Origin of the sequence: Mesorhizobium sp. M1348 (assembly GCF_040317925.1) — a bacterium.
Classification (GTDB): domain Bacteria; phylum Pseudomonadota; class Alphaproteobacteria; order Rhizobiales; family Rhizobiaceae; genus Mesorhizobium.
The window spans coordinates 333,007-345,403 of record NZ_JAMYLH010000001.1 but is presented as its reverse complement, the minus strand read 5'-3'; the positions used below and the strand labels follow the sequence as shown (position 1 = coordinate 345,403).

Below are 12,397 nucleotides of genomic sequence, written 5' to 3'. Positions count from 1 at the left end.
CCCGCCGCCCTATCTCCTCTGCGTTCCGGCCGCAAGCAGTGCGGGTCTATCGCGTCACGGCCGACGCCGAGCCATCGAGACGGGGCGTCTACCCCTGTTAGTCCCTGTCAGCTTGCCGGATTGCGCGCGGTGACGATCCACGCCGCGCCGTCGATCATCACCGACCGCTCACCGGGGCAGCCCGCGAAGGCGGCACGAATCGCTGCCGAGGCGCTGGCGCGGATGTCGTCGGGCTGATCAGCGAGAGCGCGCGACAGCGGGCCGACCTCGAGTGTCATCTTCACCGCGTCGTCGAGCGCCGCGTCCCGCGTCTCCCCCTTGCCGAACGGGATGGAGGCATCGAAGGGCGCGATAGCGACATCGGTGAAGCCAGCCACCGTTAGAATACGCGCCACCCGCCCCTGGTCGCCAAACGAGAACGGGCCGGGCGCTTCGGGACCGGGCGGCGTCATCGGCGGAAGGATGCCCTTCATCGCGCCCATCGGCAAGCGCACCCAATCGTTCTAACATGCCGCGCCAGCAGACGAAAGCGACCCGCGCCCCCGGCTTGAGCGCACGGCGCATATGAGTGAAGGCCGCCGTAGGATCGTCAAAGAACATCACTCCGAAGCGCGAGAACAGGATGTCGAACGCGCCCTGGGGCAATTCGGTGCTGCTGGCGTCGGCCACCTGGAACACGGCCGGCGTATCCTGTGGCGCTAGCGCGCGCGCTCTGCTGATTAGCGCTTCGGATATGTCCACGCCCAGCACATGGCCCCCCGCGCCGACGCGGGCGGCCAGATCCAGACTAGTCGCTCCCGCGCCGCAGCCGACGTCCAGCACGCGTTCGCCCGTGGCGGGCGCGGCGGCTTCGATCGCGGCCCGGCCGAACACCGCCATCATGGCATCGAGCCGGGCCTGGTAAGCGACCCAGCGCTCCCCGCTTTGGCCATTCCAGTCGGCTACCTGATAAACATTTTTCTCTGCCATGCCATATCCTTGTTCTGATCCGTTCTTAACTAGGCTATCGGCCCGCGTGGTCGTTGCCACCGTGCGCGGCGATGAACATGGCGACGGCGGACCGGCAATAGGAATCGATTTCGTTGTCGTCCGCTGCTCTCGCCTCATCGAAGCGTGCGATAATCAGGAGATCGGATCCTTTGAAAAGCGCGGCAAACAAGCGGGCGGACCGGAGAGAATCGGGCACGTTCAGAACCGCCTTTGCGTGCAACTGACGCAACAGGGCCTCGATCTGGGCGATGACATGGGAGGGGCCGGCTTCGTAATGGAGCTTGCTTAACGACTTTGGATTCGTCTGGTCGGCCATTACCATGGCTTCGACACTGCGGACGTCTGATCTCAACAGCGTGCGAAGCAGGGATGATCCCACCGCCATGAGCTGATCTTCGACCGAACCGTCGAGGCCTTCAAGAAGGGCCTGTGGTGCAAACAACTGATGGCAGCCGGACGCGATGGCCGCGCTGAACAGCGCCTCCTTGTTCTCGAAGTGCCGATAGATGCTGAGCTTGGATATCTTCGCCCGCTGGGCGACCTTGTCCAATGTCGTCGCTTGAAAACCCAATTCCACAAAGAGTTCGGACGCAGCGTCGAGTATCGTTTGGCCAAGCGCCTCGTTGGCGGGCCGGCCGCGCCGGCCCTTGCTATTTTCGGTCACGGCAATTCCAGTACTTGACAGTATCCTAATCCTTGCATTACGATACCACGCAGTTTCAGAAATATGCAAGCCAAAGATTGGATTTTACCCTGTCCTCCAAATCAAGTTTCCCGAGGCCGCCCGGAGATATCGAATGCGGCATCGTCCGGCCGGTCAACACAGTGATGGGCGACTGTCTCGGCGATGCCGGAGCCCTGCTCGCTGCCCGTCTCGAGCGCGTATCGCTGGACGCTATTTCGCGACACGCCCAGCCCACACCCCTCCAACCGCAACACGGAGCCCATCACTATGGATGACGTCATCATCATCGGCGGCAGCTTTGCCGGTCTCGCCGCCGCCCTGCAGCTCGGCCGTGCCCGCCGCAAGGTCACCGTTCTCGATACCGGTCTGCCGCGCAACCGCTTCGCCGGCCACTCGCATGGCCTGCTCGGCCACGATCACAAGCCACCGCTGGACATCCTGGCCGAAGCGCGGCAGCAGCTGGCGCGCTATCCCACGATCAGGCTAGCCAGTGCCCGGGCCGACAGCGTCTCCGGCGCCATCGACGATTTCTCCGTCCTCACTGCCTATGGTGAAAGCCTTAGGGCGCGCCGCCTGATCCTGAGCTATGGCGTCGCCGACCAGATGCCTGATGTTCCGGGCTTTGCCGAAGGCTGGGGCACGTCCATCGTACCCTGCCCCTATTGCGATGGCTTTGAAGTCGCCGGCCAGCATTGGGGCCTCGTCTGGTCCGGCCCACAGTCGCACAATTATGTCAGGCTGTACCACGACTGGACCGACACGTTGACGGTCTTCGCCGATGGTCACGACATTGCACCCGATATCCGGGCCGATTTGGCGCGCCGCAACATACCTGTCGTCGATGGCCGGATCACCGGGATCGCCCGTCACGGGGGGCATAACGCCACCGTCAAGCTCGATACCGCCCCCGATGTCGCAGTCGATATCTTATTCGCGCATCCGCGCAACAAGCCGTCCGCAAGCCTGCATGAATCACTGGGCCTCGCCACGGTCAATACGCCCCTCGGCATCGCCCTCAAGGCCGACGAGCGCCGCGAAACCAGCATACCCGGCATGTACGCCGCCGGCGATCTTGCAAACCCAGCCATGGCTTCGGTCACCACGGCAATATCGCAGGGCGCGACGGCGGGTATCTCCGCCCAGCAGTCGATGCTGGTTTGAGAGCACAGACTGGAGGATGAGCATGACCGTCGAACCGGACAGCGCGGGTGTGCGCTTCCCTCCGCCTTTCGTCTATCTGGGAGCGCTGCTGTTGGGGCTGGCGGCGGAGCGATTCGTCACCCTGCGCTCTTTCGGCATCGACTGGTGGTTGCTGGTCGCGACGGGCGCGCTGCTGTTCGTTGCCGGCGCGGCGATGATGCTTGCGGCGGCGAGGCTGTTCCGGCGGCTGGGCACCAACGTTCCGCCGTCGCAGCCAACGACGCTCATCGCAACGACCGGTCCTTATCGGTGGACCCGCAATCCGATGTATCTCGGAATGGCGCTTATCTATGCCGGCCTTGCGACCGGCTTTGACGGGCCGATCGCCTTCGCCTTGCTCCCGTTGGTGCTGATTGCGATCCAGACGCAGGTGATCGCCCGCGAGGAGCGCTATCTCGAAGCGAAGTTCGGCGACGACTACCGCCGCTACAAGGCCGAGGTTCGCCGATGGCTCTGACCATTCCGCCGCTGCCGCCTGCGGGGCCCGAAACCAGCATTGGCTGGGAAGAAAAAGGAAGTATCGAATGAAACTCTACGACAGCGACCGAGCGCCCAATCCGCGGCGGGTTCGCGTTTTCCTTGCTGAGAAGGGGATCGCGGTTCCTTTGGTGTCGGTCGACATGGGCGCGCTTGAGCACAAGAGCCAGACGGTCAGCTCACGCAATCCGTTGCAACACCTGCCAGTGCTGGAGCTTGACAACGGCACCATCATCACCGAATCCGTCGCCATCTGCCGCTATTTCGAGGAGTTGCACCCCGAGCCCGCCCTGTTCGGGCGTGGCGCGCTCGGCAAGGCGCAGGTCGAGATGTGGCAGAGGCGGATGGAGTTCAACCTGCTCAGTTCCGTCGCGCAGGCCTTTCGCCATATCCATCCGGCCATGAAGGAATTGGAAATCCCGCAGATCCCCGAATGGGGCGAGGCCAACAAACCGAAGGCGGTCGCATTCCTGAAAATCCTCGACGACGAGCTGGCGTGCCGGGAATTCGTCGCCGGCGACAGCTATTCGATTGCCGATATCACCGGTCTGATCGCGGTCGACTTCATGAATCCGGCGCGCATCAAGGTGCCGGATGAATACACCAATGTGTTGCGCTGGCATCAGGCGGTCTCCAGCCGGCCGAGTGCCGCCGCTTGAGCGTGGAACTGGACAGTTTTGCAGCGACGGTTCGGGCCTGCCGCATCTGCGTCGAAAATCCCGTCGGCAAACCGCTGCCGCATGAGCCGCGCCGGTGCTGCGGCCATCATCCAGCGCCCGCATCCTGATCGCCAGCCAAGCGCCGGGATCCACCTGTCGGGCATGCCTTTCACCGATGCCTCGGGCGACCGCCTGCGCAGCCGACTTGAGGTGACCGGCGACGAATTCTACGACATTGAGAAATTCGTCATCGTGCCGATGGGCTTCAGGCAGTCTCGGATTTGGCGAAAATCGCGACCGACGTGGACATGATGTTCGACGTCAACGTCTATGGCCGGCTTCGCGTCGCGAAGGCGTTCGCACCGATCCTGCCGACGCCTACTCCGCTGCAGGGGCGCGGGGGCAGCGGCAAGTCCCAGGACGAGGCCAAGCGACGCAAGGGCGACAACTTTCGATCGAAACATGGGTGCACTCCAATCTTGTGAATGGACCCTCAATTGCTCGTGACGCGCTGATCAGTCATCGCATCAATTCCTACGACGCTAGCCGATATTAGGCGCGAAGCTGCCGTTCGCGCCACGAAAAACCTTCGTCGGCTTCGGTCAGACTTTCGCGTTCCATACCGTTCTTGCAGCACCAAGACAGCTCCGTCACGCCCAACTTCGCAGAAAATACCGCAAGTCTTTTGAGTGGGGAGAAAGGCGGTAGCGCTCTACGGACTCGAACCCCCAATACTCCGCAAATTGTTTGGCGCAGGACTCGACTTCCATTGCTCGAAACCGCAAATCCTTGCCACTCATCAGACCAGAAAGCAGGCGCCTGCTTGGAAGTACGGGCCAGCCAGTAGTGCGACGCACCGGTCCGTTCTCTCGCGAACGTCCAGCTTCGAGCATCCGACGTGAGATGGTCTCCTGCTGCTGGCGCAGGTGATCGTTCAGCAGCTTGTTGCGTGTGATGTAGCCTGCGTTAACCCCCGGGATCGAGTGGTTCATCAGAAGATGGACGTCCAACTCCGCAACGCCCGCGGCTTGGGCGATCGTGCGGAAGGTCTGCCGCAGGTCATTCCCCCATTTCGACAGATCGCTGCGTTTCTCTTTGTGCTCGATGATGTGACCGCTTTCGCTGTCGGCCGGGAAGAGCCAGTCACGCGATTGCTCGGCGTAGAGAGCCCTACCGATGCGCATCACTCTCACCAGGCAGCGGATCATGGCTCGCGAAAGCGGTATGTCGAATGCCTTGACCTCACCACCCTTCGGCCTGGGTATGTGCAGGACCCGCGCGCGAAAATCGACATGGTCGATCCGCGCCTTCCTGATCGCTTCAGGGCGATGGCCTGAGAGCAACATGAACAGATGTAGCTCCCGCCGAACAGGGTTCTTCAAAGTCGCGAGCTGGGTGAACCATTCCTCCAGATCCGAAAGCCCGAGCGCGGTGTTGCGCCGATGTTCGGCATTCCAGTCGATGGCCGAGACCGGGTTGTCCGCCGGCAGCGTGCGGGCGACCTTGCGAGCGTGGTTGTAAACAGCGCGTAACGTTCGCATGCAGCCGTTGGCTATATAGGCGCCGTTTCTCTTGGTGAGTTTCTCGTGCCGCACAGTCACGAGGGAAGGATCGTTACCCAACTTGGAAAGCGGCTCGTCAAGCCAATCGGCCAAGAGCCGCTCGATGTGATCCCGATAGTTATTGATCGTCCCATTGCTGCGGCCTTTGTTCTTCATATGCCCGTCGCGATAGCGCTCCCAGGCAGTGCGCAGCGTGGGGTTCGTAATCGACGGCAGATCGACCGCTACAGCTTCGCCGTCCCGCTTGCGCGTCGACGCGCGAGGATCAATGCCGTTGGCAATCTTCCCGAGAATGTCCTTGGCCTTCGCCCGCGCCGCGCGCGTTGTGAGTTCTCCAACTTCGGCAACCTTCATCCGGACGGACAGACGCTTGCCCGCCTTCATTCGATCACCCTGGACGACGAACGTTTTTTTTCGTTTGCCCACGAGCACCATGAAGCCCAGCAGGTCGGTGTCCCGAGCAAAATACTGGCCCGAAGCCGCCTGCTGGAGGCGTGCAACGGCGCGGTCTGTAAGGGGGATTCGAAGGTCTGCCATGCAATTAGTACGGGATTAGTACGGGGATTGCGACCAGTTCGATCTGTTGGTTTGTCTACGTCATTATAGCCGCTCAGTACGAAAATCGCAACAACTTTAATATGTTAGTGACAGCGCAATCGTACAACGACCGGCATTGGGAAACAATGGGAAAGGCCGTCTGACAAATTCCTAATCTGTAGGTCACAGGTTCGATTCCTGTCGGGATCACCATTCAGTCACTGTAGACATAGCTTATGTAGGCTGGCTCGAAATTCGGTCGACTTATCCGAGAGTTAGCGCAGCCTTCTCCGGACAGTCTGGCTGAGCCGCGCAACCCGTCTCTGTATCCGCCGAGTTTTCAAGGCAAAAAAGATTGCGCATCGACCTCGAAGGAGATGGCTGGATGCTCGTACGCCCCCGACCCAGCGCCGGGTTTCGTCCCACTCCAGACAGGCTTGGGACGCTGCTGTCGTTAGCGACTGCATGCGGTTTCTTTGAAAGTGTTGGTTCTGGACATATGACGGTACCCTGATCACAGCCGCAGCGGCGCTGCATTTGTGCCCTGTCATGTGCGGAGCCATCGTGGGCGACCGACATGAGACGTACTCGACCATAGAAGTCGCAGAACATCATTTATGGAGCCGTATTCGAAACGCGCCCGGCCAACACCGCGGAACACTGGATTATATCTGAGCTCACAGCTTCGACAGCCAGGCCGCGAATGAGATGGCTACAGAGTCAGCCCCGGTGCGATGCTTCGCCAATTTCTTGAGGGTTGCTTGTTCGCGGAACCATTCTCGCAGTGGTCTGGCGGGCATTCCGCCCCAGCGTTCGCCTGCCGGCACGTCTCTCATGAACCGCGAGGCCGCGGCAAGTTGAGCGCCCTGGCCGATGTGCAGATGGCCAGCAATCGCACTATGGCCGCCCACCGCTACGTAGTCCTCCAGCACGGTCGAGCCCGCGATCCCGACCTGGGCAGTGATCACGCAATGACGCCCGATCCGTACGTTGTGCGCAATCTGGACGAGATTATCGATCTTTGTTCCGTCTCCAATGACAGTATTGCCCGCACTACCGCGATCGACCGTGCTGTTGGCTCCGATCTCGACGTCGTTTCCGATCGTGACGCGGCCGAGTTGCGGGACTTTTACATGCCCTGAACCGCTCATCGCGAAGCCGAAACCATCCTGGCCTATACGCGCGCCCGCATAGACGATCGACCGATCACCTAAGCTGCAATGGGCTATTGAGACGCTAGGGCCGATGGAGCAGTCCCAGCCGATCACCACGTCTGGACCCAGCACCACATGGGCGCCTATTGTGGTGCCGGCTCCGATGAACACCCGATCTCCTATGACAACACCAGGATCGAGCACGACGCCGGCGCCGATCTGCGCCGATGGATGCACAAAACATCCCTCGGTGACATCAGGGCTGCCCAAAAGCGGCGGGGTTCGCAATGCCTCGGGGTGTAGCCGGGCAAGCACCTTGGCATAAACAAGGCGGGGATCCCGAACGGTGATGGGAACGGTGCCAGGCGGCACCAGATGGGCGAAGCGCTCCGTGACAAAGCAAGCGCCGGCCTTGGTGGTGCGCAAGGCGTTCGTGTAGCGTGCATGATCAATGTACGCGATATGCCACGACCGTGCCGTCTCAAGGCTCGCCCCGCTCTGCAGAAGCATGTCTGGGTTGGCAGCTGCGGGTAGCAGCACTCCCGCCTCTTTGGCGAGTTCGGCTAAAGCTAATCCGCTCGGCTGAAAGATCGGCGGCACGATCAGGCTCGGTTCATGACAGGACTGGTTTTGGTTTGATTTGATTTGCATTCATCAAAGCGTCGGTCGGCCTGTCGGGGGGCAGGGGAGTGCAGGCCGACCGACTTACCGCGGGTCCGCATACGGACGCGCAGTCCATTAATCCGGATGTCCGGCGATGGAGTTGGTCGATACAAATTCTGCTCTAGCTTTGCGGACGAGCTGGCTTGTCCGTCCAGGACGGCGGCAAACCGAGTTGCCCGCCTGCGAAATCCTTCAGGCCTGGCGACCGACCGAACCTTTCGCAAGCCTGATATTTGGGTTTGCCGCCGAGCCCGGATTTCAGCTTCTGATAAGACGGAAGCTTCGGGAAGCCAAACTTGAATGGTGTTTTGCCCGTGACAAGCATCTTGGAAAAGTCGCTTCCGAAACTCTCCGCCAGAGAGTAGGCGTCGCCAATCTGTGACATCCGCGCGCCTGTTGTCACGAAATTCGCGCCCTTCGACCACACCATCGCAGCCGCCTGTTTTCCATCCTTCGTGGTCGCCTCGGCCTCGACGGCAAGCCCGCCCAGTCCCAGCGGAATCCTCGGGACAGGGACGGAGGAGGACGCGAACGAAGCCCCAATCGACGCCGCGGTCGACAGGCCGGCGACTGTGGCGTTCGTTGGCACGATGCGGGTGACCGTCGCATGAACAACCAGATCGGCGCTTTCTCTGTCTCCCGTGACTACGAAACGATCGCTGACGCCAACGCAAAGCGCGCGGCTAACTACGGTTGCCACTAAGGCCTGATCGGCGGGTTTTATGGAGGATTGCGCTGCGGTTGGCGAAACCAGCGTAGGCTCAATGTACACTGTTTTGCTGACGTCGAGATCCTCGGGGACAGCCTTGTACTCTGCCTTCCTTATTCGCCCGTCGACCTTGGTGAGACCGTCATAGGAGGCCAGCGAGTTGTCCGGCTGGAGTGGCACCGAGGTGCAGCCGGCAACTGCCGATACAAGCAGCGACGGCAGAATCGCGGCGCCGATCGATCTATGCTGCAGCCGACCGGCAGCCTGGTTTGTATGGAAATTTGGCACTTCGTTCTCCTGTTGGGCTTGGGGAATGGAGGGAGGCAGGCGCGTGGCTACTGCGTCTGTTTCGCTGGCTGAGCGGCAGCAACCTTGTCGGTGAACACGGGCCTGTCTTGCCACAGGCTGCCACCAGCCATTTTTGTGTATCCGAGGTTGTAAACGGCGCGCATGTAGTCGGTGTTGAACGGATCGGTCATGCTGTAGGGGAGCTGCTTGTCGATCGAAGCCACGCGAAATCGAATGCCGTTCTTTTGGGCGTAGACGTAAGTGGCCAGCAGCGCACTGCGGGTCTGTGACTTGACAAGGGTGGAATTCGCCCTGGCCATGACAGAAAACGTATTGTTCGTTGTCGTGGTAAATTCTGGCATGAGCGCATTGTTGATGATGATGTACATGTTGAACTTGAGGTTCTTAGGCAGGACGCTTTTGTCCGAATTGGCTATCCACCCCTCCGGGATCGTCAGGATCTGGGTCGCCGAACCGCCGTCGGAGTGCATTTCTTCAAACGCCTCCCCTCCAGCTTCGGCCCGGATGAGGACGGCCGGATAAATGCCGGGGATACTTGCCGAGGCGATGAGTATGTCCTGGAAGAGTTTCAGCGAACCGCGCCGCCCGCTGGCGGCGATGGCGCCCATGTTCCAGATCACCGCTCTTTGGGAATCGAGGTTGGAGGTCAAAACAAGCAGTCGTCGCCCCTTGCGGTGCTCAGTTGCGATCTTTTCCAGTACGTCTTGCGTTACATAGCGCTCGACCATTTTGCGAAGCGGCTCCTGTTTCAGGAGACTTGCTCCGAACAGGCCTTTCGGTAGGAAATCCGCATCGACTAACTCCTTGGCGACACCGCTTGTATAGAGTTCCACGAGGGGCTGGTCGTAGGCAGAGCCTAGGAAGGCATAGGGCGCAATTAGCGCGCCCGTGCTGACACCGCTGACCATGTCGAATTCCGGCCGCTGTCCATTGTCCGACCAAGCCTTGAGCGCCCCGACGCTGAATGCGCCTGCGCCACCGCCGCTCGACAGGACGAGGTAGTTGATTTCCTTGTGTCTCGGGATGGGCAGCCAGGTTTGCGCGTCGCGCAGTTTCCGGGCCGAATCTGCATAAATACGAATGTCGCTGAACCCTTGGATGCTGGCTAGCGTCGCAGCCTTCGGCCCGTAAACAATGCGATCGGGCGCCAAACAGCCCGCAAGGAAGGCCAGCAGGACGATGGCCACCAGTCGATACATGTCTACCGCCTTGTCCCGGGCCATCGCCGGAAGGAACCATCAAGGTCGCCACCGGCGGTCGGCATACCCGCGACCGCTGTTCGCAATCGCGTCTGGCGGCATTAATCCCGATTTGTCGTTGCCGTGGGTTTTGTATTGTTAAGAGTTGTTTCGCCCTGCAATCCTCGCCGGCAAACGCTCTTGCGCTTAGGAAGCCGCGCCGCGGAGTCGAAGGTCGCGACCGTCAATGGTTTGACTTTTTGAAGGAACGGGCTTGGCGACGATCGTCGCACAATGTGCCAATGCCGGGCTAGTACCGCATCTTGCGGTCGGCGGTGCTATGCGGATGGTTGCCCGACCGACCTTAGCATCGAACTGAGCTGGTCCTGATGGCGGACGTTTCGTGCGCTGCCGGTTTGGCCCTTGTTCGTTTGGTTGACTGTAAAGCGCGCGCCCTCTCCCACGGGCCGTCCCCGACGACGCTTACGCCGACACCCGGATCAGATCGGCAGAGATTTTCTCCGCCAACATGATCGTGGGCGCGTAAAGATTCGCCGTGGGGATCGTGGGGAAGATGGATGCGTCCACCACCCTCAGATTGTCGAACCCGTGCACTTTTCCGGACGAGTCCACAACACTCCCCTCTCCACTCCCCATACGCAACGTGCAGGAGGAATGGTAGCTGGATTTCGCGACCCGTTTTGCCCAGGACAGCAACGTCTTATCGGTGCGACAGGCGACCTGTTCCCCGACCTCGCCCTTGAGCTTGGTCACCATGCTGGGCTGGTTCATCAAGTCACGCAATTGCCTGAGTGCGACAACCGCGAGCTTCCGGTCATGCTCTGTTCGTAGGTAGTTGAACCGAAAGGCCGGGGGAGCAAAAGGATCGGCGCTACTCAGCCAAACAAGACCCGTACTTGTAGGCCGCTGAAGGCTGACAACACACTGAAACCCTGGGGCAATGCTGATTTCACCGGCGCCGAAGCTCGATCGCGCCGCAAGACATTCTATCTGCATATCGGGCCGGCTCACCGTCTGATCGGACGATAGCATCGCTCCTACCTCGAAAAGACCAGAGGTCAGCGGGCCGCGCCGAGATAATAACCATTCCAGACCCGGCGTAAGTCCTCCACCAAAGCGCAGGGTTTGAGCGTCCGACTCGCGGGAATCCTTGACTTCATATTCAACACAGAAACAGATGTGGTCGCTCAATCCCTGACCAACTGCCGGCAAGTGAGAGACGACCGGTATGCCTAGCTGTCGCAAATGGTCCGCATGTCCGACACCCGACAGCATGAGCAGTTGCGGCGAGACTAATGCTCCTGCGCAGCAAATGGCTTCTTGATGGACCGGGATCGTGATGCGGGTGCGGTTTTTGACTACCTCGACCGCAACACAACAATGGCCCTGGAAAATGATGCGAACTACGCGCGCGTCGAGCAAGACATCCAGATTTGGCCGGACCGGCCGATTGTGGAGATAGGCGAAGGACGCACTCATTCGGCGCCCGTTGCCGATGTTGTGTTGGATGCGGTGAACGCCGCTTTGATGAGCCGCGTTGTGGTCGTGATTCACGCCGTGACCTGCCTCAACGCCCGCGGCAAGAAAGGCCTGGAACAGAGGATTGTCGGCTTTGGAACGCTCAACCTGAATCGGGCCTTGGCTCCCCCTGAACCGATCGTCGCCACCCTCGAAAGCCTCAGACATTTTCAAGAACGGCAGAACCTCATCGTAACTCCAACCCTGAACGCCATAGCTTGCCCAACTGTCGTAGTCTTCCCTGTTGCCGCGCGTCCAGTTCATCCGGCCGATAGACGAAGAGCCTCCCAACACCTTGCCGCAGGGTTGATAGACGCCGACGTCCTGGCCCCTCCTCATCTCAGGCATACCGAAATATTTCCAGTTATACCGATCGCTTATCAACGGAAGACCTATGGCCGCAGGCATGCTTCCATCGATCGACAGGTCGGACCCGCCCGCCTCAATGAGAACGACCGTTCGGGCAGAATCCTCCGCCAATCGGCTGGCCACCACACTACCGGCCGAACCAGAGCCGATGACCACGTAGTCGTATCCTCCTTTCCTGGGGGACCGCACGACTTGGATCATCTGGGTTCCCTCGATCCATGGTTAAACGGCCTGGCAACCCTGCCCAACGGGGAAGGCCACCATCGCGTCGACGGTGCGCCTGAGCTGCTGCAGGATCAGGTTGTCTTCAGAGCGGCCAGCCGCTGACGTCCGCAGTTTGATGTGGGCTAGGTCGGCGGTGGATGG

At 60.5% G+C, this 12,397-nt stretch carries 10 protein-coding genes and 2 pseudogenes; 5 read left to right on the top strand and 7 right to left on the bottom strand.

From position 1 onward, the window contains the following. Positions 1-107: 107 nt before the first annotated feature. A pseudogene (locus tag NKH13_RS01765) lies at positions 108-969 on the bottom strand (class I SAM-dependent methyltransferase). Positions 970-1,003: 34 nt separating this feature from the next. Next, complete coding sequence (locus tag NKH13_RS01760) at positions 1,004-1,654, bottom strand: TetR/AcrR family transcriptional regulator (protein ID WP_352910127.1); 651 nt, start codon at positions 1,652-1,654, stop codon at positions 1,004-1,006. 288 nt (positions 1,655-1,942) lie between these two features. On the opposite strand from NKH13_RS01760, the gene NKH13_RS01755 reads away from it, so the two are divergent. From NKH13_RS01755 to NKH13_RS01735, 5 genes and pseudogenes are all read left to right on the top strand, one after another. Beyond that, positions 1,943-2,836, top strand: coding sequence for an NAD(P)/FAD-dependent oxidoreductase (locus NKH13_RS01755; RefSeq protein WP_352910123.1), 894 nt, complete (start codon positions 1,943-1,945; stop codon positions 2,834-2,836). 22 nt (positions 2,837-2,858) lie between these two features. Beyond that, the gene (locus tag NKH13_RS01750) at positions 2,859-3,332 is read left to right on the top strand and encodes a methyltransferase family protein (RefSeq protein WP_352910121.1); all 474 of its coding nucleotides are present in this window, start codon (positions 2,859-2,861) and stop codon (positions 3,330-3,332) included. 67 nt (positions 3,333-3,399) lie between these two features. After that, the gene (locus NKH13_RS01745) at positions 3,400-4,011 is read left to right on the top strand and encodes a glutathione S-transferase (protein WP_352910119.1); all 612 of its coding nucleotides are present in this window, start codon (positions 3,400-3,402) and stop codon (positions 4,009-4,011) included. Then, positions 3,951-4,278 (top strand): annotated as a pseudogene (locus tag NKH13_RS01740) (uracil-DNA glycosylase family protein); the annotation flags it as partial. The gene NKH13_RS01745 and the pseudogene NKH13_RS01740, both read left to right, overlap by 61 nt. 14 nt (positions 4,279-4,292) lie before the next feature. Further along, positions 4,293-4,496 (top strand): hypothetical protein, encoded by a 204-nt coding sequence (locus NKH13_RS01735; RefSeq protein WP_352910117.1) that lies wholly within the window; start codon positions 4,293-4,295, stop codon positions 4,494-4,496. 165 nt (positions 4,497-4,661) lie between these two features. On the opposite strand, the gene NKH13_RS01730 is transcribed toward NKH13_RS01735, so the two are convergent. The 5 genes from NKH13_RS01730 to NKH13_RS01710 form a co-directional block, all read right to left on the bottom strand. Then, on the bottom strand, positions 4,662-6,110 hold the full coding sequence (locus NKH13_RS01730; RefSeq protein WP_352910115.1) for a tyrosine-type recombinase/integrase: 1,449 nt from the start codon (positions 6,108-6,110) through the stop codon (positions 4,662-4,664). 677 nt (positions 6,111-6,787) lie between these two features. Then, positions 6,788-7,915: a UDP-3-O-(3-hydroxymyristoyl)glucosamine N-acyltransferase gene (gene lpxD, locus NKH13_RS01725; protein WP_352910113.1), complete on the bottom strand. Its 1,128-nt coding sequence runs from the start codon at positions 7,913-7,915 to the stop codon at positions 6,788-6,790. Between the two features lie 133 nt (positions 7,916-8,048). Further along, on the bottom strand, positions 8,049-8,924 hold the full coding sequence (locus tag NKH13_RS01720) for a DUF3313 domain-containing protein (protein ID WP_352910110.1): 876 nt from the start codon (positions 8,922-8,924) through the stop codon (positions 8,049-8,051). Between the two features lie 47 nt (positions 8,925-8,971). Then, on the bottom strand, positions 8,972-10,144 hold the full coding sequence (locus NKH13_RS01715; RefSeq protein ID WP_352910108.1) for a patatin-like phospholipase family protein: 1,173 nt from the start codon (positions 10,142-10,144) through the stop codon (positions 8,972-8,974). Between the two features lie 462 nt (positions 10,145-10,606). Next, on the bottom strand, positions 10,607-12,232 hold the full coding sequence (locus tag NKH13_RS01710) for a GMC family oxidoreductase (protein ID WP_352910105.1): 1,626 nt from the start codon (positions 12,230-12,232) through the stop codon (positions 10,607-10,609). Positions 12,233-12,397: the final 165 nt, after the last annotated feature.